The sequence below is a fragment of the Schaalia odontolytica genome (genome assembly GCF_005696695.1).
Taxonomy (GTDB): domain Bacteria; phylum Actinomycetota; class Actinomycetes; order Actinomycetales; family Actinomycetaceae; genus Pauljensenia; species Pauljensenia odontolytica_C.
This window is the reverse complement of record NZ_CP040006.1, coordinates 513,457-539,199: the sequence shown is the minus strand read 5'-3', so window position 1 is coordinate 539,199 and position 25,743 is coordinate 513,457. Positions and strand designations below refer to the sequence as shown.

The 25,743-nt window shown below is 63.8% G+C and carries 15 protein-coding genes and 3 rRNA genes; 1 reads left to right on the top strand and 17 read right to left on the bottom strand.

The window, feature by feature from the left end; genetic code table 11:
• Nucleotides 1-61 precede the first annotated feature (61 nt).
• The 4 genes from FBF35_RS02310 to FBF35_RS02295 form a co-directional block, all read right to left on the bottom strand.
• The gene (locus tag FBF35_RS02310; protein WP_060566441.1) at nucleotides 62-586 is read right to left on the bottom strand and encodes an NADPH-dependent FMN reductase; all 525 of its coding nucleotides are present in this window, start codon (nucleotides 584-586) and stop codon (nucleotides 62-64) included.
• A gap of 216 nt (nucleotides 587-802) precedes the next feature.
• A 5S ribosomal RNA gene (gene rrf, locus FBF35_RS02305) occupies nucleotides 803-920 on the bottom strand.
• Nucleotides 921-1,050: 130 nt separating this feature from the next.
• Nucleotides 1,051-4,174 (bottom strand): 23S ribosomal RNA (locus FBF35_RS02300).
• Between the two features lie 320 nt (nucleotides 4,175-4,494).
• Nucleotides 4,495-6,032: ribosomal RNA gene (locus FBF35_RS02295) — 16S ribosomal RNA — on the bottom strand.
• The 16S, 23S and 5S rRNA genes sit together here, the layout of an rRNA operon.
• Before the next feature lie 601 nt (nucleotides 6,033-6,633).
• On the opposite strand from FBF35_RS02295, the gene FBF35_RS02290 reads away from it, so the two are divergent.
• A complete protein-coding gene (locus FBF35_RS02290; protein ID WP_060566391.1) occupies nucleotides 6,634-8,103 on the top strand; it encodes an alanine/glycine:cation symporter family protein in 1,470 nt (489 codons plus the stop codon).
• Between the two features lie 88 nt (nucleotides 8,104-8,191).
• On the opposite strand, the gene FBF35_RS02285 is transcribed toward FBF35_RS02290, so the two are convergent.
• The 13 genes from FBF35_RS02285 to FBF35_RS02225 all read right to left on the bottom strand — a co-directional run bounded on the left by FBF35_RS02285 (nucleotide 8,192) and on the right by FBF35_RS02225 (nucleotide 25,684).
• Complete coding sequence (locus FBF35_RS02285; protein WP_060566390.1) at nucleotides 8,192-9,019, bottom strand: hypothetical protein; 828 nt, start codon at nucleotides 9,017-9,019, stop codon at nucleotides 8,192-8,194.
• Between the two features lie 114 nt (nucleotides 9,020-9,133).
• Complete coding sequence (locus tag FBF35_RS02280) at nucleotides 9,134-10,735, bottom strand: alcohol dehydrogenase catalytic domain-containing protein (RefSeq protein WP_060566389.1); 1,602 nt, start codon at nucleotides 10,733-10,735, stop codon at nucleotides 9,134-9,136.
• A 100-nt stretch (nucleotides 10,736-10,835) separates the two neighbouring features.
• Nucleotides 10,836-11,858 (bottom strand): SDR family NAD(P)-dependent oxidoreductase, encoded by a 1,023-nt coding sequence (locus tag FBF35_RS02275; protein WP_003793873.1) that lies wholly within the window; start codon nucleotides 11,856-11,858, stop codon nucleotides 10,836-10,838.
• Between the two features lie 27 nt (nucleotides 11,859-11,885).
• A complete protein-coding gene (locus tag FBF35_RS02270; RefSeq protein ID WP_060566388.1) occupies nucleotides 11,886-13,205 on the bottom strand; it encodes a PHP domain-containing protein in 1,320 nt (439 codons plus the stop codon).
• A 159-nt stretch (nucleotides 13,206-13,364) separates the two neighbouring features.
• Nucleotides 13,365-15,818, bottom strand: a complete 2,454-nt coding sequence (locus tag FBF35_RS02265; RefSeq protein ID WP_060566387.1) for a thiamine pyrophosphate-dependent enzyme — start codon at nucleotides 15,816-15,818, stop codon at nucleotides 13,365-13,367.
• Between the two features lie 33 nt (nucleotides 15,819-15,851).
• Nucleotides 15,852-17,219 carry a dihydrolipoyl dehydrogenase gene (gene lpdA / locus FBF35_RS02260; RefSeq protein ID WP_007587379.1) on the bottom strand — a complete coding sequence of 456 codons (1,368 nt, stop codon included), beginning with the start codon at nucleotides 17,217-17,219 and terminating at the stop codon, nucleotides 15,852-15,854.
• 16 nt (nucleotides 17,220-17,235) lie between these two features.
• Nucleotides 17,236-18,579, bottom strand: coding sequence for a dihydrolipoamide acetyltransferase family protein (locus FBF35_RS02255; protein WP_060566386.1), 1,344 nt, complete (start codon nucleotides 18,577-18,579; stop codon nucleotides 17,236-17,238).
• A 10-nt stretch (nucleotides 18,580-18,589) separates the two neighbouring features.
• Nucleotides 18,590-19,339, bottom strand: a complete 750-nt coding sequence (locus tag FBF35_RS02250) for a DeoR/GlpR family DNA-binding transcription regulator (protein WP_007590149.1) — start codon at nucleotides 19,337-19,339, stop codon at nucleotides 18,590-18,592.
• Nucleotides 19,340-19,671: 332 nt separating this feature from the next.
• Nucleotides 19,672-20,103 (bottom strand): RbsD/FucU family protein, encoded by a 432-nt coding sequence (locus tag FBF35_RS02245; RefSeq protein ID WP_034467793.1) that lies wholly within the window; start codon nucleotides 20,101-20,103, stop codon nucleotides 19,672-19,674.
• Nucleotides 20,104-20,116: 13 nt separating this feature from the next.
• Complete coding sequence (locus tag FBF35_RS02240) at nucleotides 20,117-21,112, bottom strand: LacI family DNA-binding transcriptional regulator (protein WP_060566385.1); 996 nt, start codon at nucleotides 21,110-21,112, stop codon at nucleotides 20,117-20,119.
• Entirely contained in the window at nucleotides 21,087-22,496 is a 1,410-nt protein-coding gene (locus tag FBF35_RS02235; protein WP_060566384.1) for a rhamnulokinase, read from the bottom strand. Before FBF35_RS02235 ends, FBF35_RS02240 begins: the two co-directional genes overlap by 26 nt.
• A 170-nt stretch (nucleotides 22,497-22,666) precedes the next feature.
• Nucleotides 22,667-24,430: an L-fucose isomerase gene (locus FBF35_RS02230; RefSeq protein ID WP_060566383.1), complete on the bottom strand. Its 1,764-nt coding sequence runs from the start codon at nucleotides 24,428-24,430 to the stop codon at nucleotides 22,667-22,669.
• Between the two features lie 189 nt (nucleotides 24,431-24,619).
• A complete protein-coding gene (locus tag FBF35_RS02225; protein WP_060566382.1) occupies nucleotides 24,620-25,684 on the bottom strand; it encodes an ABC transporter substrate-binding protein in 1,065 nt (354 codons plus the stop codon).
• Between the last annotated feature and the right edge of the window lie 59 nt (nucleotides 25,685-25,743).

The following is a 25,743-nucleotide window of genomic DNA, read 5'->3' as shown; positions in this document are numbered from 1 at the left end:
CACGCCACACACACTCGCGCGCCGGCGCCACAATCACTCGAAAACCACTCAGAAGCCTTTCTCACGCCAGCGACGCGAGCAGCTCACGGATCTGCGCACCGAGCTCCTCGGAGGGCGTGAAAACGCCATCCTGGAAGTCAGAACCCAGGTTGATGCCAACCTGCTGATCACGCACGTCAGAACCGAAGGTCGAGACGATCTCGCGCAGATGCTCGAGCGGCTTGACCGCGCCGTACCAGGAGTAGCCCACCAGACCAACGGCCTTGTCCTTGAGCGTAGCCGGAGGCAGGTAGTCGATCGCGTTCTTCAGGGCTGCGGACACGGAGTGGTTGTACTCAGGCGTCACGAACAGGACAGCATCGTTTGCCTCGAGATTAGCGCGAAGGCGAACAGCCTCGGCCAGCTCGGGAGCCTTCATCGACGGGGGCATCTCCTCCGCGAAGAGAGGGAGGTTATAGTCGCGCAGATCGAAGAACACGGTCTGCACGCCCTCAACCTGACGAGCCTGGTCCTCGATCCAGCGAACGACCTGCTCGCCGGCGCGGCCGGGACGAACGGAACCAAGGACGATTGCAACGGAAGCCATGACGTTTCCTTTCGAAGTCTTATTGAAACGTCAACTACTATAGTTCGCCACGAAGCCTGACACAAGGACGATCACTATCGTTTAGGACACAAGTCCCATAGTGCAGTAGCGCTGCGATTCCGCAGATGAGGGCGCGCAAGCCTCAAGCAATAAACACTGCGGAAGATACGCGAAGGGCCTCATCCGTTTGGATGAGGCCCTTCGACTTGAGGTGTGTTGTGGCGGTGTCCTACTCTCCCACAACCTGGCGGTTGCAGTACCATTGGCGCTGCCGGGCTTAGCTTCCAGGTTCGGAATGGAGGCTGGGCGTTTCCCCGGTGCTATGACCACCACAAGTATTGGTGTTCAACACTGTTCCCCGCACGCTCGTTTGTTTGGTGGGGGTGTGGGTTGATCGTGGTTTGTATAGTGGTTGCGGCACGACGTTTGTTCGTGTTTTTTGCTCTTACCCGTTGTGTTGGGTTGTTGTTTAGTGTTGGCCCATTAGTACCAGTCGGCTCACGAGCACATTGCTGTGCTTCCACCTCTGGCCTATCAACCCGCTAGTCTGGCGGGGGCCTCTCACCCCACTGGGGGGCGTGGAAATCTCATCTTGAAGCAGGCTTCCCGCTTAGATGCTTTCAGCGGTTATCCCTTCCGAACGTAGCCAACCAGCCATGCACCTGGCGGTACAACTGGCACACCAGAGGTTCGTCCATCCCGGTCCTCTCGTACTAGGGACGGCCCTTCTCAAATTTCCTGCGCGCACAGAGGATAGGGACCGAACTGTCTCACGACGTTCTGAACCCAGCTCGCGTACCGCTTTAATGGGCGAACAGCCCAACCCTTGGGACCAACTCCAGCCCCAGGATGCGACGAGCCGACATCGAGGTGCCAAACCATGCCGTCGATATGGACTCTTGGGCAAGATCAGCCTGTTATCCCCGGGGTACCTTTTATCCGTTGAGCGACCACGCACCCACGTGCCATGGCCGGATCACTAGTTCCTGCTTTCGCACCTGCTCGACCCGTCGGTCTCACAGTCAAGCTCCCTTGTACACTTGCACTCGCCACCTGATTACCAACCAGGCTGAGGGAACCTTTGAGCGCCTCCGTTACATTTTAGGAGGCAACCGCCCCAGTTAAACTACCCACCAGGCACTGTCCCCAACCCGGATTACGGGCCAAGGTTGAGGTGACCGCTTGAACCAGAATGGTATTTCAACGACGACTCCACCACCGCTGGCGCGGCAGCTTCACAGTCTCCCACCTATCCTACACAAGTCCAAGCGAACACCAATACCAAGCTATAGTAAAGGTCCCGGGGTCTTTCCGTCCTTCTGCGCGAAACGAGCATCTTTACTCGTACTGCAATTTCACCGAGTTCGCGGTTGAGACAGCGGAGAAGTCGTTACGCCATTCGTGCAGGTCGGAACTTACCCGACAAGGAATTTCGCTACCTTAGGATGGTTATAGTTACCACCGCCGTTTACTGGGGCTTAAATTCACCGCTTCACACCCACAAGGGGTGTTGACGGTTCCTCTTAACCTTCCAGCACCGGGCAGGCGTCAGTGCGTATACATCGCCTTACGGCTTCGCACGCACCTGTGTTTTTGATAAACAGTCGCTTCTCCCTATTCTCTGCGACCCCACAACCCCACCCTCACGCAAGGTGCGGGGAAGTCACGGGGTCCTCCTTATCCCGAAGTTACGGAGGAATTTTGCCGAGTTCCTTAACCACGATTCACTCGAACGCCTCGGTATACTCTACCTGACCACCTGAGTCGGTTTAGGGTACGGGCGCGTTATGCCCTCACGTCGAGGCTTTTCTCGGCAGCTTAGGATCACCACAAGTCCACACACGCGTGTGTCCCTCATCAGTTCTCACCCTTAGTGCCTCCCGGATTTGCCTGGGAGGCGGGCCACAACCTTAAATACGCACAACCATCGGCGCACTGCAGCTACCTGTCTGCGTCACCCCTGTTAACACGCTTGCCTACAATCACCGGGGCCCCAAGACCCACACACACCACGCGACCCGAAGGTCATGTGGGGGCGTGAGCAAATTGGTTAGCACAATGACTTCAGCATGGGCGGTCATAACGCGGTACCAGAATATCAACTGGTTGTCCATCGACTACGCCTGTCGGCCTCGCCTTAGGACCCGACTAACCCAGGGCGGATAAACCTAGCCCTGGAACCCTTAGTCAATCGGCGCTGCGGATTCTCACCGCAGATTCGTTACTCATGCCTGCATTCTCACTCCCACACAATCCACCAGAAGTTCCCTCCAGGCTTCACCTCGTGCAGGACGCTCCCCTACCCAACAACACACCGACATCCAGTTCCTGGCGCCAGCATCCTGTGTTGTTGCCACAGCTTCGGCGGTACGCTTGAGCCCCGCTACATTGTCGGCGCAGAACCACTTGACCAGTGAGCTATTACGCACTCTTTCAAGGATGGCTGCTTCTAAGCCAACCTCCTGGTTGTCACCGCGACTCCACATCCTTTCCCACTTAGCGTACGCTTAGGGGCCTTAGCTGATGATCTGGGCTGTTTCCCTCTCGACTACGAAGCTTATCCCCCGCAGTCTCACTGCCGCGCTACACCTAATGGCATTCGGAGTTTGGCTGACGTCAGTAACCCATAGGGCCCATCGGCCATCCAGTAGCTCTACCTCCACCAGGGACCACGCGACGCTGCACCTAAATGCATTTCGGGGAGAACCAGCTATCACGGAGTTTGATTGGCCTTTCACCCCTACCCACAGTTCATCCCCCAGGTTTTCAACCCTGGTGGGTTCGGTCCTCCACACAGTCTTACCTCTGCTTCAACCTGACCATGGGTAGATCACCCCGCTTCGGGTCTAGAACACGCGACAAACGCCATATTTCAGACTCGCTTTCGCTACGCATACCCCACACGGGTTAAGCACGCCACGTATCACTAACTCGCAGGCTCATTCTTCAAAAGGCACGCCATCACCCCTCAAGGCTCTGACGGCTTACAGGCACACGGTTTCAGGTACTATTTCACTCCCCTCCCGGGGTACTTTTCACCATTCCCTCACGGTACTATGCACTATCGGTCATCAAGTAGTATTTAGGCTTACCAAGTGGTCTTGGCAGATTCACACGAGATTTCACGAGTCCCGCGCTACTCGGGTACCACACCCACACCACACGCCACCGGTCCGTTTACACGACTATCACGCTCTACGGTCAGACTTCCCAGACTGTTCAACTCCCAACAACAAGTGGTGCGATCCCCCGGCAGAAGGATCAGATGTGGCCCCACAACACCAAACACGCAACGGCCGCCGCCTCTCACACGCATCTGGTTTAGCCTCCTCCGCTTTCGCTCGCCACTACTCACGGAATATCTTTTCCTGCGGGTACTGAGATGTTTCACTTCCCCGCGTTCCCCCCATCACCCTATACACGTTCAGATGATGGTAACCCAGCACAACCCAGGTTAGGTTCCCCCATTCGGACACCCTCGGATAATAACGCTCGCTCGCCAGCTCCCCGAGGCATATCGCAGGCCGCAACGTCCTTCATCAGCTCTTGATGCCAAGGCATCCACCGAATGCCCAATAAAACTAAACAAAACACAAAAAACAGTACAGAACAAATATGCTCGCAACCACTATACAAATCACAAACAACCCACCACACACAACCCACACCAACAACTGCTGGCTGGCTGCGCAGGCAACCACCACCACAACGGATGGCGGACGCTCACACGGTGTTGAACGTGAACCCGACAGTGTGTTCATCTGCTAGAACTTTTTATGCCCAACCCAAAAACACGCACCCACACCCACCACCCACCATGAGTGGCGAACACATGCAGGCACAAGAAAACAACCAGGCACAACCACGACAAGCCATGCCGAACTGTTCCCCAAAAATGGGCTCCCTAGAAAGGAGGTGATCCAGCCGCACCTTCCGGTACGGCTACCTTGTTACGACTTCGTCCCAATCGCCAATCCCACCTTCGACCACTCCCCCCGATAAACGGTTAGGCCATGGGCTTCGGGTGTTACCAACTTTCGTGACGTGACGGGCGGTGTGTACAAGGCCCGAGAACGTATTCACCGCAGCGTTGCTGATCTGCGATTACTAGCGACTCCACCTTCATGGGGTCGAGTTGCAGACCCCAATCCGAACTGAGACTGGCTTTAAGGGATTCGCTCCACCTCACGATTTCGCAACCCTCTGTACCAACCATTGTAGCATGCGTGAAGCCCAAGACATAAGGGGCATGATGATTTGACGTCATCCCCACCTTCCTCCGAGTTAACCCCGGCAGTCCCCCACGAGTCCCCACCATAACGTGCTGGCAACATAGGGCAAGGGTTGCGCTCGTTGCGGGACTTAACCCAACATCTCACGACACGAGCTGACGACAACCATGCACCACCTGCACACGACCAACTAAATGCCACCACATCTCTGCAGTGTCGCCGTGCATGTCAAGCCTTGGTAAGGTTCTTCGCGTTGCATCGAATTAATCCGCATGCTCCGCCGCTTGTGCGGGCCCCCGTCAATTCCTTTGAGTTTTAGCCTTGCGGCCGTACTCCCCAGGCGGGGCACTTAAAGCGTTAGCTACGGCGCAGAAACCACGGGTGGCCCCCACACCTAGTGCCCAACGTTTACAGCGTGGACTACCAGGGTATCTAATCCTGTTCGCTCCCCACGCTTTCGCTCCTCAGCGTCAGTAACGGCCCAGAGACCCGCCTTCGCCACCGGTGTTCTTCCTGATATCTGCGCATTCCACCGCTACACCAGGAGTTCCAGTCTCCCCTACCGCACTCAAGTCAGCCCGTACCCACCGCACGCCCCCAGTTAAGCCAGAGGATTTCACGGCAGACGCGACCAACCGCCTACAAGCCCTTTACGCCCAATAATTCCGGACAACGCTCGCGCCCTACGTATTACCGCGGCTGCTGGCACGTAGTTAGCCGGCGCTTCTTTACCCACTACCCTCACCACAACCATTGTTGCGGCTTGACCATGAGCGAAAGAGGTTTACAACCCGAAGGCCGTCATCCCTCACGCGGCGTCGCTGCATCAGGCTTTCGCCCATTGTGCAATATTCCCCACTGCTGCCTCCCGTAGGAGTCTGGGCCGTATCTCAGTCCCAATGTGACCGGTCACCCTCTCAGGCCGGCTACCCGTCAAAGCCTTGGTAGGCCATCACCCCACCAACAAGCTGATAGGCCGCGAGCCCATCCCCCACCAGAAAAAACCTTTCCACCAACCCCCATGCGAAGGCCAGTGAATATCCAGTATTAGCACCCGTTTCCGGGCGTTATCCCAAAGAAGGGGGCAGGTTACTCACGTGTTACTCACCCGTTCGCCACTCATCCACCCAGCAAGCTGGGCTTCAGCGTTCGACTTGCATGTGTTAAGCACGCCGCCAGCGTTCGTCCTGAGCCAGGATCAAACTCTCCGAACAAAAACAAAAACGTTAAAGCCCAGAAAAACCAACCAACCAAAAAAGGCCAGCCAGCAATCCCAACCAAAAACACTCAAAAACAAAAAACAGGCATAAAAAACAAACAAACACACTATCGAGTTCACAAACAACACCCACACGATCAAGCGCACACGAATATCTCGCATGTTTTCGAAAGGTGTTCCGCGCCATGTTTCCGCGACTCGAGCTTTTCGCTTCGTTCGCTGCCGTTCGGCGCAACAAGGAAAACAATACGCACTTGTCCGAGCATCGTCAAATCAAGCGCAATCTATCCAGCTACACCTCAACTTTCGCAGAATATCAACGATTTCTTGTGCTATACACGGCCAAATTGCTCCAAAATCGGCGATTTTAATGCTCCAGACCACAAGGATTTGGGCGAAATGTGCGCCAGCACTCGCAAGATTCACGAGTAACTCAACGCAGGGTCACCGATCATCAGCGTCTGAACTGCCCACACGGCCTACGCCATCACGTTTTTTAGTAAACTCTTTACCTTTCGTTGACCGACGGGCTATACTCGGGACCATCAGCGCGGCCTTGCCGTGTCCACGAACATCCATCAACGCTAGGAACAACGATGAATGGAACTCTGCGTCCGGCTTTTGATCTTGCCGGCACCCTGGATGCTATCTCGGGCTTTATGTATACGTACTTGCTTGTCGCCCTTCTGATTGGCGTTGGCCTGTACTTCTTCATCCGCACGCGCGCTCTTCCGCTGCGCCTGTTTAAGGAAGCGATCCGCGTCGTGACCGAGCCTCCCCACGAGGAAGGCGAGGTTTCTTCGTTCCGCGCTCTGATGGTCTCCACGGCCTCGCGCGTGGGCGTCGGCAACATTGCCGGTGTGGCGACAGCGGTGACGCTCGGCGGCGCCGGCTCCGTGTTCTGGATGTGGGTCATCGCGACCCTCGGTGGCGCATCCGCGTTCATCGAGTCGACGCTCGCGCAGATCTACAAGAAGCAGGGTCCCCACCACTCCTACGGTGGTCCCGCCTACTACATTCAGATGGCCCTCAAGCAGAACTGGCTGGCCACGCTCTTCGCGTCGGTGCTCATTCTGACCTACATGGGTGGCTTCAATCTGCTCGCCTCCTTTAACGTTGCCGACGCGTTCACCGAGTACAGCTGGGCGAACGAATGGACCCCGTGGATCGTCGGTGCCGTCCTCGCGGTCCTCATGGCCGGCTCGATCTTCGGCGGCACGCGTCGTCTCACCGACGTCACCGCCCTGCTTGTGCCGGTCATGGCCATCATCTATCTGGGCGTCGGCCTGGTTGTCGTCGCGCTCAACTACCAGAACATTCCCGCGATGTTCTCGGCGATCTTCAGCGGCGCTTTCGACTTCCCGGCCATCTTCGGTGGCTTCGCGGGCTCCGCAATGATGTACGGCATCAAGCGCGGCCTCTACTCGAACGAGGCCGGCGTCGGTTCCGCGCCGAACGCCGCCGCCTCCGCCTCCGTGTCGCACCCGGCGAAGCAGGGCCTCGTCCAGATGCTCTCCGTCTTCATCGACACCATGGTGATCTGCACGCTCACCGCATTCGTGGTTCTCTCCTCGGGCGTTGGCAATGACAACGGCGTGACGGGCGCTCCCCTCGTGAAGGACGCGATGGCCACGGTCCTCGGCCAGCCGGTCGCGCAGGTCTTCATCTCGGTCGCGCTGTTCCTCTTCGCGTTCACGACGCTGGTGGGCAACTTCTACTACGCCGAGGTGAACTTCCGCTTCCTGCTGCGCAACAAGAACATGAAGCACTGGATGCTCTCGATCTTCCGCGCCGTCGCCGCGCTGCTCGTCTTCGCGGGCGCGCTCCTCAAGTTCGAGGTCGCATGGAACCTGGGCGACATCCTGATGGGCCTCATGGCGCTCATCAACCTGCCCGTCATCGTCATCCTCGGCAACCAGGCCATCCGCTGCGCGAACGACTACGTCGCCCAGCGCAAGGCCGGCCTCGAGCCGCACTTCAAGGCCTCCTCGATCGGGCTGAACCCCGACGAGCTGGACTTCTGGAAGGACGACGCTCCCGTCGCCGCAGAGAAGACCAACGCTTAAGGGTCCGCTCCTCTAGCAACTTGCCCCGGCCTCGTCTCAACGGACGAGGCCGGGGCTTCGTTATGCGCGACGGCGCGGCGGTCAGATACTACGCCGGCGCGTGAGCGAAGCGCGCTCGGATCTGCACTACCCCGGTGTACCCGCACGCGGACAGGGCGCGAGCCACTGCGTCGGCAGCCCACCCGAGCATCTCAGGGCCCCCGTGCGGGGCGCGCAGAGTGGCGGCGGCCCCGAAGGCGAACGCAGAGGACGACTCCACGGAGAGCCCCATCTGCACGGCCGATGCCAAGGCCTCGGTAAAGCCCAAGGGGGACAGGGCCTGTCCCTTGTAGCGCGGGCGCGCCTCGAGGTGAATGAGAGGACCGGGGACCACCAGAGATGAATCGAGCGCGCCAATTGGCAGGCTGCCGTCTTCCCACGGTTTGTTTGCGGTGGAGCAGGCGTAGCCCGGCGGCAGGTCACACTCAAAGACACACTCGTCGACGCTCACGTCGGCGACGAGCTCGAGGGTGGCCACGGAGGCAATCACAGATGCCACGAAGTGGATGTGCCTGCCCACGTCACCGAGCCACGTGTCGACAATCGCGTGGCACATCGCCGGGGTGGCGACCGCCGGGGAGAGCTGCCCTGCCGCGCGGGACTCCCCCGGCCCGTCCGCTCCCCCACGCCGGGGTGGCGCGTGGACGTCGCCCACGAAAAAGTCGAAGGCGTAGAGGCCGTGGTGGAAGCGGATGTCGTCGTAGGCGATGAATCCCAGCCCCGTGCCAATGAGCACGGACAGGAAGGCATCGTAGAGGCACTCCCTGTCCTGCGCAAAGAGGTCCGCCGCGTGAGGCGCACGCGGGGACATCTGCCCGCACAGCCATGCCTGCAACGCCACGTAACGCTCCTGCGAGGCGTGATCGTTGACCGTCATGGGAACCTCCTCGTTCCATCCCGCAACGCTTGCCCCCTCATTATCGCAGAGAAAGAAGGCCCCGGCCTCGTCCGAGTGACAGACGAGGCCGGGGCGAAGGTCTAGGCGGAGCGCTCAGCGGGTGGCGAGCAGCGCCTCCTCGGCCTCCTTGGTCCACAGGCCGGCGGCGTCAAGCTTCGCGGCGACCGTCGGCAGCTTCTCGGCGAGCTCGGACACGGGGGTCAGGCCCAGGTCGTGCATCATCGGGAAGACCATGATCTTGCCGCCCGAGGTACGGTCCATCACCGCGTTGATGGCGTCGCCAAAGCCCGCCATGCCGGTGATCGCCCACAGGGAGATCGTGGTGTCGATAATGCCGGCTTCGATCTTGCGCAGGACCGTGCGCATGTCGGAGACGTCCGAGCCGGAGGTGCCCAGCATGAAGATCCGGCGTTCGATGATGCCCTGCAGGTCGAAGTCGCCGAAGGTGCCGGCCGGGATACCGGCGAACGCGTTCAGGATGCCGCCCTCGGCCAGCAGGTCGACAGCCTGGGAGACCAGCGCCGGGACGGGCACGAGGCACGTCGCGTAGGTGTAGCCGTACTCCAGGGGCGTCGAGGAGGTGTTGACGATGTCCAGCGGCACGCCGTTCTTCTCGGCGGTCGGGCCGACAACCTTCGTCAGGTTGGCCAGGCGCTCGTCCGACAGGTCCGTGCCAACGACGCTGAGGCCGGGAACACCCGAGGTAACGGCGCGCATCGTGTGCATGACACCCATCGGGCCAGCGGCGCCGACGAAGACACACTTGTCGTTCTCGCGCAGGTCGCCGTTGGCGGGGATCCAGGCGTAGCCCTCGCGCGGATCCGAGCCGGTCGTGCCGCAGAAGCGGGTGAAGTCGTAGTGGACGCGGCCGATGTCCAGGGACACCTTGCGCGAGATCTTCTCGCCGCCCAGGACGACACACATGGTGCCGCGGGTACCGATCAGGAGCGCAGCCTTCTCGATCGCGTCGGCGTCCGCGCCGAAGAACACGATGTCGTCAAACTCTCCCTCGACGCCCTCGATGGCGTCAGCGGCAACGCGCACGACCTCGGCGGGCTTGTGCTCGGCGGTCAGGGCGTCGATATCGCCCTCGCCAACGACCAGCAGGCGGCCACCGTCGGCGACGTGGTTGCGCTCGGCCCACGCGTAGGAGCCCTCAACGGTCGCCCAGGGCTCGATGAGGCCGACTGCCGCGGCCGACGGGCCCTCCGACACGTGGATGAGGAACTCTTCGCCCTCCGGGGACACGACGCAGCGCTCGTCGACGACAACGAACTCCTCGAGGGCGCCGTCGAAGTTGTAGCCGAAGGCACCGTTCGACTTTGCGGTACGCAGGTGCTTCCAGTCAGCCTGGACCAGCAGGCGGTCGCCGACCTTGAAGTGCGTGACCTTCTCGCCGACCTGCACGACGCGGACGACGGGCTCGTGGCCGGGCGTCACGGCCTCCTGGTTCGGGTGGTAGGACGGAATGTCCTTGAGAGCATCCAGGTCGATACCCGCCACCACGTCCGACTTGCGCGGGTGGCCATCAAACTGGTGGAGCAGCTTCGTATCAGAGAAGCAAATGCCGCAGGCTTCGACCTCGAGCATGATCTGCGTCGGGCCAACGGGGTCAACGGGCTTCGCCGGGTTAACGACGAACTCTTCCTTGCCGACGATCTGAATCGCGTACTGAGTGGCGGGAATCTGGGTCATGACTGACTCTTTCACTGGAAAAACTACTGGACGTGGGAAGAAAGGACGAGGCCGGGGAGCTCCGGAGAAACCCGCATGTGTCCCCGGCCTCGTGACACTGTCAGGAGAGCATCACCTGGCCGCCCGTGACGGGCACGGCCTGGCCGGTCTCGTATTCCTGCTCGACGATGTAGAAGATCGCACGCAGAACGTCGATGCCCTGGGCGCCACGGCGCATGGGGACCTTCGCCTCGTAGAACTCCTTGACGTCGGCAACCGTCTTGGCGCCGGGCACCTTGCCGGAGTTCAGGTACTGGACGAAGAGGCCGCGGTCCGGGTCGGACCAGAGCGGGCCGTCGTAGAAGTTGCCGGGGCAGATCGCGTTGACCTTCACGCCGTGAGCAACCATCTCGAGGGCGAAGGACTGGACCAGGCCGATACCGCCGAACTTCGAGCCCGCGTAGGCGGCGTTCTTGTTCGAGCCGACGAGGCCGGACTTGGAGTTGATCTGGATGATGTCGGTCAGCCACTCGGGGGCGGTCGAGTGCTGGCGAGCCAGGAGCTGGCCCAGGTGCTTGGTGACCAGGAAGAAGGCCACGTAGTTGATGTCGGTGGACAGGCGGAACGCCGAGGCGTCCTGCTCGAGGACCGAGCCCGCGCGCACGATGCCCGCGTTGGAGACGACCAGGTCAAGGCCGCCGGTGACGCGCTCAATCTCGGAGGCCATCGCGGCGACGGATTCCTCGTCGGCGACGTTGACCGTGATCGGGTGGGCAACGCCTTCACCGCCGAGTTCGGCCGCCTTGGCTGCCGCACCCTCGCCGTTCAGGTCGGCGACGTACACGAAGCAGCCGGCGTCCACCAGACCGCGCGCGATCTCCGCACCGAAGCCCTGGGCACCACCCGTGACGAGGGCGACGCGGCCGTTGATGGCGCGCTCACCCGTGGCGGTGGCGCGGACCTCGAAGGTCTCCTCGCCGGCGCGCACGACGACGGGAAGCTCCGTCTCCTTCAGGGAGCAGGGGCACACCTCGGTGAGCGGGCCGTCGAAGGTGACGGTCGGCTCCGCCGAGCTGGGGGCCACGATAACCGGGCGGCCGAGGGCCTTGAGGAAGAGCCCGCGTACCTCGGGAGCGTTACTCATGATGTCTCTCTTTCTTGACGATACTCGTCAGTTAATCGATGTGGCTCGGGCGGCAACAGCGGCGGCGTCCTCGCCGTCGGCAATCGCGCGCCCCAGGGGTGCGTACTGGCTGATGCGCTCGGCGAGGGCCTCGGGGGTCAGGCGACCCGTGCGGCCCAGCAGGTGCAGCGAGGGGTCCACGGAGGACAGGGCCTCGTGCGCAACGAGGGCCCACGTGGCCTCGTTGAGGTCCGCGAACTCGGGGCGGCGCAGTTCCTCGCAGGTGAAGCGCTGGCGGGGCTGGTTGATGTCCACGCCCGAGATTTCGAGCATGCCGTGGGCGGCCGCGAGCGCGTGGATGCGCTCGAGCTGCTCGGGGGTGTTACGCGGGGGCATGTAGGTGACGGCGCGCAGGCCGATCGACTCCATGTGCTCGAAGAGCTCATCGAGGAAGTCGTCCTCGAACTTCTCGGCCTTCTTGTCGCCGGTCGGCGAGGCTGACACGTCGCCCAGGTAGGCGTAAGTGGCGATCGCACCGACCGAGTCGGCGAACTCAACGACCTCGGCCGCGCTCGGCAGCTCGTCGGTGGGCTGGATGTAGATGCGATCCAGGTAGTTGGCCTTCAGGACGCCCAGCAGGTCGTACATGAGGTGCGGGTTGTCGGCGTCGGACAGGACGCGCGCGAGGGACTCGGGAATCTCAACGCCCATCGAGTCCAGACCCTGGACCAGGGCGGGACCGCCGCCGAAACCACGGATGAGGGCCGAGGCCATGGCGGCCAGCAGGTGACGCTCGGTGATCCCGCCCCCATTGGCGTACTGGGAGATGCCGACCATGTCGGCCTGCGGGTCAAAGGGTTCCAGGCCCAGGTCGGTGAGGATCTTGTTGGCGCTCTCGGCCATGGCGAGGGTGCGCTCGAGGCGGGCGGCGCGCTTGGGGGCGAGCCACTCGGCGACCTTTTCGCGGGCCGGAGCGGGCACGCCCTGGACCGTCATGTAGGCGACGCCCTCGGAATCGGGGTTGTTGAGCTTGCGCTGCGCGAGCGGCGTTCCTTCGCCGAAGCGGGCGCGGATCTCGAAGCCGGTGACGGAACCCATGCCCAGGATGCGGGTCGCCTCGCTCATCTCAGCGGCGGCGCCGATCGAGTCGTGGTCGACCGAGCCGACGACGCGCAGGCCGTTGCGGCGCGCCAGCAGGGCGGCGTGCGTGGGCGTGTAGGGGCTGAACGAGAAGCACGTGTGGATGTGGTTGTTCGACTCGGGCACCCAGCTGGGGAAGTGCTCGTCGGCCACGCCGGCGCGCAGCGCCTCGATGCGCTGGGCCGGGGTTGCGGCCGGGTCGTTGGTGATGTCCATGGGTTCTGCCATCTCTTCGTTGGGTGGAGAAAAACGGTATTGAAACAAGTATGTGGGCGAGGCCGGGGCACGGTGAGGAGGAGTGTAGCCCCGGCCTCGCGGGCTCGCGTCAGGGAATGCGAGCCAAGGACGGGGGCGGGCCGGAAAGGGGAACGGCCCGCCCCCAGCGCCTCAGAGTCCCGCGCGGTTCAGGCGCGCGATCTCGGCCTCGGTCGCGTGCTTCGTGGTGGGCACGTGGCCGGGCAGCGGGAGGATGCGCTCGTGAATCGCGTCGAGGATCCAGGAGACCTGCGGGAAGAAGTACGACTCCATCTCGGGTCCGGGCGTGATGCCGTTGCGCGAGGCGACGACGGCGATCGGCGCGTCGAGCGCGTCGAAGGCCAGGGTCTGCACGTTGGCGGCGACCGTGTTGAGGAAGGAGCCACGCTCGACGGCGTCCGAGGTGAGGACCAGGCGACCGGTCTTCTTCACGGAGGCAATGAGCTTGTCGTAGTTGAGCGGGGCGACGAAGCGCAGGTCGATGACCTCGGCGCTCAGGCCGTACTTCTCAGCCAGGACGTCCGCGGCCTCGAGGGCCTTGTACACGGTCGCGCCGTATGCAGCGATCGTGATGTCGGTGCCCTCGCGGCGGATCGCCGGCTCGCCCTCTTCGGTCTCGTAGTAGCCCTCGGGCACGCCGCCGGGCTCGAAGTCCTCGCCCTTGTCGTAGAGCTTCTGGCTTTCGAGGAACACGACCGGGTCGGTTCCGGCGAGTGCCAGGTTGAGCATGCCCTTGGCGTCGGTCGGGGTGGTCGGGAAGTAGACCTTCAGGCCCGGGATGTGAGCGACGAGCGCGCTCCAGTCCTGGGAGTGCTGAGCGCCGTACTTCGCACCCACGGACACGCGCAGGACGAGAGGCATCTTGAGCAGGCCAGCGCTCATCGACTGCCACTTGGCCATCTGGTTGAAGACCTCGTCACCGGAGCGGCCCAGGAAGTCGCAGTACATGAGTTCGACGACCGCGCGGCCACCGGCCATCGCGTAGCCGACGCCGGCGCCCACGATCGAGGCCTCGGCGATGGGCGAGTTGAACAGGCGACGGTAAGGCAGGGCCTCGGTCAGGCCACGGTAGACGGCGAAGGCGCCGCCCCAGTCGCGGTTTTCCTCGCCCCAAGCGGCCATCGTCGGGTCGGTCTTGAAGCGGTGCAGCATGGCCTCGAACAGGCCGTCACGGAACTGGTACATGCGCATCTTGGAGACGGGCTTGCCGTTCTCGTCGACGGAGGTACGCACCTTCTTGGCCAGCGCCTTGACGCGCGGGTTGTCCTCGAGGTCGATCTCGGGGGTCGCGTCGTCGAAGGCCTCGACCTTCTCGTTGGAGAACATGACGGAGTCGATGTAGCCGTCGGCAACACGCGGGGTGGTCTCGTCGTCGATCGAGAGCTTGAGGACCTTGACGAGCTTCTCGGTCAGCGAGGCCGTGTAGCCGTCGATCTCGTCCTGCGTGGTCAGGCCGTTGGAGATGAGCAGGTTGCTGTACTCCTTGATGCAGTCCACCTGCTCCCACAGCTCGACCTCTTCCTTCGTGCGGTACGAGGAGGCGTCCGACGGCGAGTGGCCGGAGAAGCGGTAGGTGATGGTGTCCATGAGGACGGGGCCGCGGCCCTCCTCGAGGATCTTCTTCTTGCGGGTGGTCGCATCCGCGACGGCCAGCGGGTTGAGGCCGTCGACGCGCTCGGCGTGCATGGCCTCGGGGTTGAGGGCCGCGCCCACGCGGGCGAGGATCTCGTAGCCCATGGTCTCGCCGAAGGTCTGGCCGCCCATGCCGTAGAAGTTGTTGAAGAAGTTGAACAGGATCGGCGGGTTGCCACCGTCCTCCTCGCGCCACAGCGAGCGGAACTGGTCCATGGCCGCGAAGTTCATGGCCTCCCACACGGGGCCACAGGCCAGGGCGGCGTCACCGACGTTGGAGATGACGATGCCGGGCTTGCGGTTGATGCGCTTGAAGAGGGCCGCACCGTTGGCGACGGGGGCGGAGCCACCGACAATCGCGTTGTTCGGGTAGGAGCCGAAGGGCAGGAAGAAGGTGTGCATCGAGCCGCCCAGGCCGCGGTTGAAGCCGGACTTGCGGGCGAAGATTTCGGCGAGGGCGCCGAAGAGGATGAAGTTCTCGGTGAGGTCCTTCGTGTCCTTGTAGTCGATCTTCTCGGCGTAGGACAGGGTCTCGCCGCCGAGGAAGCCCTTCATGATGCCCTCGAGCTGGCTCTCGTCCATCTGGTGCATGGCCGAGTAGCACTTGGCGAGGATCTCGCCGTGAGAGCGGTGCGAGCCGAAGATGAAGTCATCGGGCGACAGCACGAAGCTCTGGCCGACGTAGGCGCTCTCCTGGCCGATGCCCAGGTGGGCGGGGCCGGGGTGGTTGTACTCGACGCCTTCCCAGGCGCCGGTCTTCTTGATGGAGTCCAGCATCGACTCGAAGGTGCGCACGACGATCATGTCGTGGAGCATCTGGACCATGCCCTTTTCGCCGTAGCGGGCGATCTCGGTGTCACGGTCGAAGGTGTACTGGTTGACGGGGACCTCGGGGAACTTCACGTACCCGGGGCGACGCACCTCATTGGGGTCGATGATAAGAGACTGAGTCATTTTTCTACTCTTCCTTGACGTAGGGGATGTTCGTTAGAGCTTGACGGCCCACGCGGCTTCGCGGATGACCTCGGAGACCGTGGGGTGCGGGAAGACGACCTGGCGCAGGTCCTCGACGGTCAGTTCCATCTCAAGGACGGCCTGAGCGCCCCAGATCATCTCGGCGGCGTACGCACCCAGGACGTGGATGCCCAGCACCTGGTGGGTCTTCGGATCGACGAGGATCTTCGCCTCGCCGGGGGCCTTGAAGCCGTTCTCCGCGATGAAGCGGCCGGACATGAGGGCGGGCACCTTGGCAACGAGGACCTCGCGGCCTTCGCGCTTGGCGGCGGACTCGGTCAGACCAACGCCGGCGGCCTCGGGGATCGAGAAGACGGCCCACGGGACGGTGTGCCAGCGCATGACCTCGCCGCGCTTCTTCGCGGAGGGGTCGAGGATGTTCGCCGAGGCGATCTCCGCCATGCGGTATGCAGCGTGCGCCAGGAGGGAACGTCCGGTGACGTCACCAATGGCCCACACGTTGGGCAGGTTGGTGCGCATCGTGTCGTCGACGACGATGCCGCGGTTGATCTCGAGGCCGGCCTCTTCGGCGCCCCAGCCCACCGTCGCGGGACGGCGGCCAACGGCCATGAGGACCACGTCGGCCTCGACGCTCAGCTTCTCCTCGCCCTTGGAGTAGTGGACGGTGCCTCCGTCGAGGGACTCGACGCGGCAGCCCAGCTCGAAGGTCACGTCCTTCATGGCGGCGCGGGCCTTGGCGGCCAGGTCATCGTCCATGAAGGGCAGGATCTCGGGGGCCATCTCGATGACGGTCACCTGGGAGCCGAGGGTGGAGTACAGGGAGGCGAACTCGACGCCGATGACGCCGCCGCCGATGATCGCGAGGCGAGCCGGGACCTCGGGCAGCGAGAGGATGCCCGTGGAGTCGACCAGCGCGGGGTTGTCCTGGGTGCCGGGCAGCGGGGGCATGGCCGGCACGGAGCCCGTCGCGATGATGACGTGATCCGAGGTGTAGGTCGTGCCCTCGACGGTCACGCGACCGGGGGCGTCGAGGTGGCCTCGTCCATTGATGACGGTCACGCCCGCCTTGCGCTCGGTGGCTGCGACGCCGGCGACCAGGCCCTTGACGACCTGATCCTTCCAGGCCTGCATCTGCGTCCAGTTGACGGCAACGCCCTGGGCGTCCACGCCGAACTGGCTGGCTTCCTTGGCGTGCAGGTAGTTCTTCGCGCCGTTGAGCAGGGTCTTGGTGGGGATGCAGCCCACGTTCAGGCAGGTGCCGCCCAGGTACTGCTCCTCAACGAGGGCGACCTTCTTGCCCGCGTGTCCGAGGCGCTCGGCGGCCAGGTAGCCGCCGGGGCCCGCACCGAGGACGATGACGTCAAAATGCGTGTCACTCATGAGTATTCCTCTTTCCTCAGGCCAGAACGGTCACGTCGATGTTTTCGATGGCGGCAACCAGGTCGCGCAGGAAGCGAGCGCCGTCCGCGCCGTCGATGACCTGGTGGTCGATCGTCAGCGACAGGTTGAGGCGCTGCTCGACGCCGATCGAGCCGTCTCCGGCCACGGTCGGGCGCGGGGTGATCGCGCCAACGCCCAGGATGGCCGTCTGGGGCAGGTTGATGACGGGGGTGAAGGTCTCGATACCGAAGGAACCGATGTTGGAGACCGTGAAGGTGCCGCCGCTCAGGAAGTCGGGCGACAGGGAGCCGTCGATCGCGCCGCCGGCAAGGCGCTTGGCCTCGTCGGAGAACGCCTTGAGGCCCAGGGCCTGCGCGGAGCGGATGACGGGGACGAGGAGGCCGCGCGGGGTGTCGCACGCGAAGCCGAGGTGGACCTGCTCGAACTCGGTGAGGACGCCGTCCTCCAGGTGAGCGTTGAACACGGGATACTTGAGCAGGGTGCGCGACACCGCGAAGCAGACCAGGTCGTTGAGCGTGATCTTGTTCAGGCCCAGGGCCTCGTCGGCGTTCTTGACCTTCTTGCGCATCGCGAGGATGCCGGCGGCGTTGGCCGTCGTGTTGAGGGTCAGCTGGGCGGTGGAGGTCAGGGACTCCATCATGCGCTTGGCGACGACCTTGCGCACGCCCTTGAGCGGGGCGGAGGTCGAGGCACCGGGGAAGTCGGCGGCCGCGGCGGGGGCGGCGACAGCGGCGGCGGGCGCGGCCTCGGCGGTGCGGCCGGCGTCGGCGACGGACACACGTCCACCGATGCCGGTGCCTTCGGCGGCGCTCACACCGGCGGCGCGCGCGGCGGAGGTCAGGACGGGGCCGGCGGCGATCGCGGCGGCGACGTCACGCTCGATGACGCGGCCGTGGGGGCCGGAGCCCTCGGCGATAGCGGAAGCGTCGACGCCGTTCGAAGCGGCGAGGGCGCGGGCGCGCGGGGAGACGGCGCCGGTGGCGCGCTCGGTCGCGAAGGCGGGAGCGGCAGCCTCGGGGGCAGCGGCGGCCTGCTCGGCGGGAGCGTCGGCTTCGGCGGGGGCAGCGTCGCCACCGGGAACGAGGCCGGAGATATCCTCTCCGGGCTCACCGACGATGATGAGCGGATCCTTCACGGGGACCTCGTCGCCTTCCTCCCACAGGAGCTTCAGGACGGTACCCTCGGCGGTCGAGGGCACCTCCATGGTCGACTTGTCGGTCTCGATGGACGCGAGCGTCTGGTCGACGGAGACGGTGTCGCCTTCTGCGATCATCCACTCGACGATGATGCATGACTCAACAGAGTTGCCCAGCTGGGGCATCACCACGATGGTGGCCATGTAATTCCTCCTAGACGATGCGCAGCTTCGTGCGCTCGGCCAATTCCTTGATGGATTCTTCGGGGATCTCATCGTCGGTGATGATTCCGGTGACCTCGTCGATCCCCATGAAGCTGACAAAGCCGGCTTCCCCATACTTGGAGGAGTCAGCGAGCAGCCACGTCTCTTGTGCGCGGGTACGCATAATGGAGCCGACCTGTCCACCTTCTACGAGCTGGGTGGTCAGACCCCGATCAACGCTGAACCCGTCGGTCCCGAGGAACGCGACGCGAGCGTTGAAGTCATTAATGGCGCGCTCGGCGACCGGCCCCACGAGGGACTCGGACTCGGCGCGGAAGTGCCCACCCGTCAGCGTGATGTTCAGGTTCGGGTTGGAGCGGGCGTTAGCAAAGACGAGCACGGAGTTGGTGAGAACCTGAACCCCACGCTTGCCGGTGAGGTACTTGACGATGAGGGCGCAGGTGGTGCCGGCCTCGATCATGATGCGATCGTCGTCGTGGATCATGTCGGCGGCGGCACGAGCGATGCGCTCCTTGATCTCAACACGATCGTTCTGACGCAGGTGAATGTTGCGGAAGGTGGTGGGACGGGCTCCTCCGTGGGTGCGCACGAGGTAGCCCTGCTCGTCGAGAGACTTGAGCGACGCGCGCACGGTGACGGGCGAAACTCCCAGATCGGAGGCAAGCTGCGCGACGCTCACCTCACCCTCCCGGGCGAGGCGATCCAGGATGTAGTTCGTGCGTTCTTCTGCACGTCCCATGGGGCACCTCTTTACAGAATCAGCGACTTTCTTTGTCGCTTTCCCTTTCGTTAAGAAAAGAATAGTCACTAAAACGAAAGTATGCAACATCACGAGAAGAAGATTCACGCAGGTGCACGCGGGGCGCACAAACGTTCAGGGCAACGCTGTCCATTCTTCATTATTCGACGATATTGCAAGGATAAACGCGCTGGTGGGCAGCTCGCTCGAGCCACCCACCAGCTATGAAACTGTCGTCTCCACCCCGGAGTCACCATCCAGTTGAAACGAAAACGAAACGAAAGCGTTCGTCACCGATGCAACAAGGCACGCCCTGGGGCGGCAAACAGGTTTTACTCCCCGGGCTGGCGCACGCCGACCGTCAGGAGCAGGTTGCCGTACAGGCGCTGCTCGCCCGTCGCAACGATGATGCCGACGTTCTCGTCGCGTGCGGCATCGTAGAAGTCCCAGCGGGAAATTTCGCCGAACTCCACGCCGGGCAGAGCAGCGCGGAACTCGTCGTGGATCGGGATCTCGACCGGATCGGCGTCGGGGGCGGGGGTCATGATCTCGGCGCGCTCGATCGGAATCGTGCGCTTGAGGACGTCAAGGACCTGGCTGACATCCAGGAGACCCGGGGCAAGGTTGAGCGAAATGAGTTCGCAGCGCGGGTTCACACCCGTCGTGTGCGGGTAGTTCGCATCCGCCAGCAGAATCTTCGAGCCGTGGCCGGCGGCCGCGAGCGCACGCAGGAACTGCGGGTGCGTCATAGGTCCATAGAGCATGAACGTGCCTTTCTTACAGGTGTGAACTGGCCCGGATGACCAGCTCGGGGTCGAGGACGATGTCCTGTGAGGGACCGCCGCCCATGAGCGAACGCACAAGGCGCACGGCCGTGCGTCCCAGGCGATCGAAGGGCTGGTGGATCGTCGTGAGCGGAGGTGCGTAGGAGTCCGCGCCGTCAATGTCGTCGAAGCCGACGACACGCACGTCGCGCGGAACCACTCCCCCGCGCTCGTAGATGTAGCGCATGGCGCCGAGGGCCAGCTGGTCGTTCGCGGTCTGGATGCCCTGGGGCAGACGGCCGGCCGCACGCATGACGTCGTAGCCATCGCGAGAGTCCCACGAGTCGGGCTGGAGGACGACGGGCTCGATATCGTAGGACGCGCATGCCTGCTCATAACCGAGCCTGCGCATCTGCGCGTCCGACCAACCGGCGGGACCAGAGACGTGAACGACGTCGGTGAGCCCCTGGGCGAGCAGGTGCTCGGTGGCCAGGCGCGCCCCGCGCACGTTGTCGACAGCGACGGTCGAGATACCGTCGAGGCCCTTTTCGCTCGTCAAGACGAGGACGGTCGGGAAGCGCTTACCCGATTCAATCGCAACGTCGATCGTCGGGTCCTGGCCTCCCAGGATGATGACGCCGTCGACGTCGAAGGGAGCGAAGTCGTTGCGCAGCTGCCCGTCCGGCCCGTACGCGTAGGACATGGACACGTGGTACCCGGCCTGCGACGAGGCGTTGAGGATCGACAGCAGCACGCGCCCGTGTCCGTGGAACATGGGGGCGGCCAGGACGACCTGCAGCACATTGGTGCGTTTGGCCGCGAGCGCGCGCGCCGCATAGTTGGGCACGTAGCCCAGCTCCTCGACGAGTTTCGCGATGCGCGCGCGCGTCTTTTCGGACACCTCAGGGTCCCCGCGCACGACGCGCGAGACCGTGTTGGTCGAGACGCCTGCGCGCCGCGCGATGTCGGCGAGCGAGACCTTCTTAGCTGCGGGTCGGGACGTGGACATGGGTTGCTGCACTGGCTGCGATGACGGAGGCACGATCTTCCTCGGCGAGAGCACCGATGGTTTCGAGCTGGGCGAGGAGGGAGCCGAAGGTCGAGGCCTCGATGGGGCCGCGCACGACGGTGACTCCCGAGATCTGGGCGGTCAGGTCGCACAGGAGGCGGTTGCGTGCGCCGCCGCCCACGAGGTTGAGCTGGTCGGGGGCCTTCCCCGTGGCCTCGGTCAGCTCGCCGATGGCACGGGCGTAGCGGCGGGCGAAGGACTCGATGATGACGCGCACATAGCCGGCCATGGAGTCGGGACGTGCCGCGCCCTGGGCATCCAAGGCCTCGTCGATCTTGCGCTGCATGTCGCCGGGGGTGGCGAAGGCTTCCTCGTCGGGGTCGAAAACACCGGACGCGGCGGGCAGTTCGCGGGCCTGCGCGACCAGCTCGTCGGTGTCGGTGGGCGTGCCCTCGCGCTCCCACTGGCGCTGAATCTCCTGGAGGATCCACATGCCGGTGATGTTGAAGAGCGGGCGCACTCCTCCGTCGGTGCGGCCCTCGTTCGTGATGCCCAGGTCGAAGGCGGCGTCGCTCATGAGGGGCTTATCCTCGATGGCGCCGAGGACGGACCAGGAGCCGCAGGACAGGAAGTAGGCGCGCTTGCCTTCCTCGATGGGCAGGCCGTGGACGGCGCACGCGGAGTCGTGGGCACCGCCGCGCACGACGGTGAGGGTTTCGAGGCCGGGGACCGTGCAGGGGCCGACAACGGTGCGGTCGGCGGCGAGGTCACCGAACCAGCCGCGCGGGATACCGAGACGGTTGAAGACCTCGTCGTTAAAGTCGCCGCCGCCCGGGGTAAGCAGGCCGGAGGTCGAGGCGATCGTGCGCGACCAGCCGACGACGCCGGTGAGGCGGTACGCAAAGTAGTCGGGCAGGAAGAGGGCAGCCGCGACACGCTGCGCGTCGGCGGGGTTTTCCTGCAGGTAAGCGAACAGCTGGTTCGCCGTGTTGATGGTGGCCGGCTGGTTACCGGTCAGGTCGAAGAACTCGCGGTCGCCAATGCGATCGCGGAATGCGTCAAGGGTGCGGGAGGTGCGTTCGTCGCGGTAGGCGACGACGTCGCCGACGAGCTCACCGTTCTCGTCGAGGGGAGCCCAATCCACGCCCCACGTGTCAATGGAGACCGCGCGGGCATCCGGGAACTGTTCGAGGGCCTTCTTCAGGCCGGTAATCGTCTCGGCCTCCATCGTGGCCACATCCCACGTGAGGGTGCCGTCTTCGCGGCGGCGGGCCTCGTGCTTAAAGCGGTGGATGTCGGTGACGTCGAGGCGTCCGTCGTGCAGCGTTCCGGCGAGGACGCGTCCGGATGCGGATCCAAGGTCAACAGCAAGTACGGTGGTCATTGAAGGTCTCCTGCTCAAAACGCCCTCGCGCGGCGCGTCCCGTCGTTGGGTTCTCGTGCGGCTTTCCTCATCGGCGAGGCCGGGGCCGGATCCCGGTGTTGTGCCCCGCGTGGGGGCGAGCCCGGTCGGGCTCGGGGAGAGAGGACACCCGAGCCCGACCGGTGGTTGCATCAGCGGTACATCGGACCGAAGGTCTCGCAGGCGCGGAAGTCCGCGGCTTCGAGGGACTCGGTGCCGAACAGCGACCACGCCTTGGGGCGGAACACGCGCTCCGCGGGGACGTTGTGCATGTTGACCGGGATGCGCAGCATCGACGCCAGCGTGATGAGCTGGCCACCGATGTGGCCGTAGGAGATCGCACCGTGGTTGGCGCCCCACGCGTTCATGACGTCGTAGACGCTCTTGAAGGCACCCTCACCCGTCAGGTTCGGGACGAACCAGGTGGTGGGCCATTCGATGTTGGTGCGCTCTTCGATGGTGAAAGCGACCTCGTCGGGCAGCTCGACCGTGTAGCCTTCGGCGATCTGCATGACCGGTCCGAGGCCGCGCACCAGGTTGATGCGGCACATCGTCACGGGCATCTCGCCGGAGGTACGGAAGTGGGTCGAGAAGCCGCCGCCACGGAAGTAGCCGGTCGAGGCCGGGTGGAAGGTCGTGGCCTCGAGCGTTGCCTCGCGGTCCTCCTCAGTGAACTCGTACCAGGGCTTGATGACGTTTTCGCCGTCGCGCACGGCCTTGCCGGCGCCGTCCAGCGTGGTCGAGCCGGAGTTACGCAGGTCGAGCAGACCCGCAGCCGCGCGGCCCTCGGGCTTCCAACCGGTGGCCTTCTCGATGGACTCGGGGCTCCAGTAGGTACGCACGTCGGAGAAGATCTGCGGCGTGTTGGTCAGCAGGTAGCCGAACAGCATCGAGGCACCGTTGAGCGAGTCGTTCTCGGTGGCCACGACGGAGGGCTGGCGGATGCCGGTCCAGTCGAAGTTCGTGTTGAGGATGGTCTCCAGAACGTCGCCGTTGGGGAAGTGGTCGGTCCACTGACGCTGACCCTGGAAGCCGGCCGCGATGGCGCCGTGGCCGCCGGCCTCTTCCTCAAAGCCCAGCTCGGCCAGGCGCGGGTTGCCATGCATGAGGTCGCGGGCGATGATCGTCATCTTGGTGACGAACTTCCACCAGTCCTCGTGCTTCTCGGGGTACTGCCACTCCGGCGGGTTCCAATCCTTACCCTGCTTGAAGTTCTCGCGGATCCACTGGTAGGCCTGCTCGTACTCTTCGTGATCGTAGATGCCCTCTTCGATGCGGCGGGTGAACTCGGTCATGTCGATGTACTCGTTGCGCATGCCGAGGTAGGAGCCGAAGAAGTCGGGGTCGACGACGGAGCCGGCGATGCCCATGGAGACGGAGCCCATGGACAGGTAGGCCTCACCCTTCATCTGCGCGACGGCCAGGCCGGCGGTCGCGTAGTCGAGGAGGCGGGTGCGCACGTCCTCGGGGATGGAGGTGTCGTCAGCGTCCTGCACGTGCTCGCCGTAGATGCCGAAGGCGGGGATGCCGATCTGGGCGTGGCCGGCCAGGGCGGCGGCGAGGTACACGGCGCCGGGGCGCTCAGTGCCGTTAAAGCCCCAGATGGCGTGCGGCATCGCGGGGTCCATGTCGGTGGTCTCGGTGCCGTAGCACCAGCAGGGGGTGACCGTCAGGGTCAGGCCAACGTTGTTCGCGCGGAACTTCGCGGCGCAGGCCTGGGCCTCGTGGACGCGGCCGATCGTGGTGTCAGCGATGACGACCTCGACGGGGCTGCCGTCCGGGTAGCGCAGGTTGGAGGTGAAAAGCTCGGCGACGGACTTCGCCATGTTCATGGTCTGCTCTTCGAGCGACTCACGAACGCCCTTGCGGCGGCCGTCAATAGTGGGGCGGATTCCGATGCGGGGGTGGTTTGTCATTATTCCTTCATCCCTCATGGTGACGTCGATGTCGGAGCGCGGGGGCGCTCGCCCCCTCGGATCCTTTGAACAAAAAAGTGCCGGGTCCGCAGGTCCCACCCCACTGGTGCGGAGTGGGACCCACGGCGGGCCACCAGGTCAGTTTGTCACTTCCCCAGCCCCGGCCTCGTGCCCGATGGAGCTATCGGCTCACTCGTACAGGTTCGCCTTGATCTCGGCGTTGTCGATGTTCATCTTGTCGTACCAGGCGAAGCCCGAGTCGATGACCTTGGGCAGCTCGCCCTTGTTGATCGCGACGACAGCGGCCTTGACCGTGTAGTAGCCGATCTTCACGGGCGACTGGGTCACGGCGCCAGCCTCGGTGCCGCCCTTGATGGCGTCGATCTGGGTCTTGCCCGAGTCGAAGCCGACAACGGTGACGTCCTTGCCGGTCTCCTGCGAGCCCTGGACGATACCGGAGGCAGCGGCCTCGTTCGAGCCGTACATGCCGACGATGTCGTCGTTGGCCTGGATGATGGCCTTGGAGGTGTCGGCGGCCTTGGTGACCTCACCGGCGATCTGCTCGTCGAGGAGCTTCAGGTCGGCGGGAGCGTTGGCCTTGAAGTACTCCTTGAAGCCCTCGCAGCGCTGCTTGCCCGTGGTGGAGGTCGCGTCGTGGCAGACCATGCCGACAGAGCCCTTCTTGCCCTTGAGGAGCTCGATCATGTGCTTGGCGGCCTCGGCGGCGGCGGCCTTGTTGTCCGTCTGGACGGTGGTGACGGGGATGTCCGACTCAACGCCGGAGTCGAAGGCAACGACCGGGATGCCCTTGCCGTTGATCTCGGTGAGCAGGTCGGCGGCAGCCTTCGAGTCGAGGGCGGCGAAGCCGATGGCGGCCGGGCCGGAGTCCAGGGCGGACTTCAGCTGGTCGGTCTGCTCGGTCACCTTGGTCTCGTCCTGCGGGCCGACGAACTTGACCTGGTAGCCCAGCTCCTCACCAGCCTGCTCGGCGCCTTCCTTCACGGCCTGCCAGAAGCGGTGCTGGAAGCCCTTGGAGACGAGGTAGATGGTCTTGGTGCCGTCACCCTTGACCGCGGCCTTCTCCCAATCCTGCATGTCGCCGGAGGTGTCAACCTTGGCGGAGCCGGAGGACGCGCTGGGCTTGGCGTCGGAGGAGGACGAGGAGGAGGAGTCCGACGAAGTCGTGCAGGCAGCCAGGCCCAGGGCCATGGAGCCGACGGCGGCGGCGGCGAAGATACGTCCGATGGGGCGCATTGGTTTTCCTTTCGTGGGGTGGCGGGGTCATTCCCGCCCTTGGTGTGCGTGAACCGACG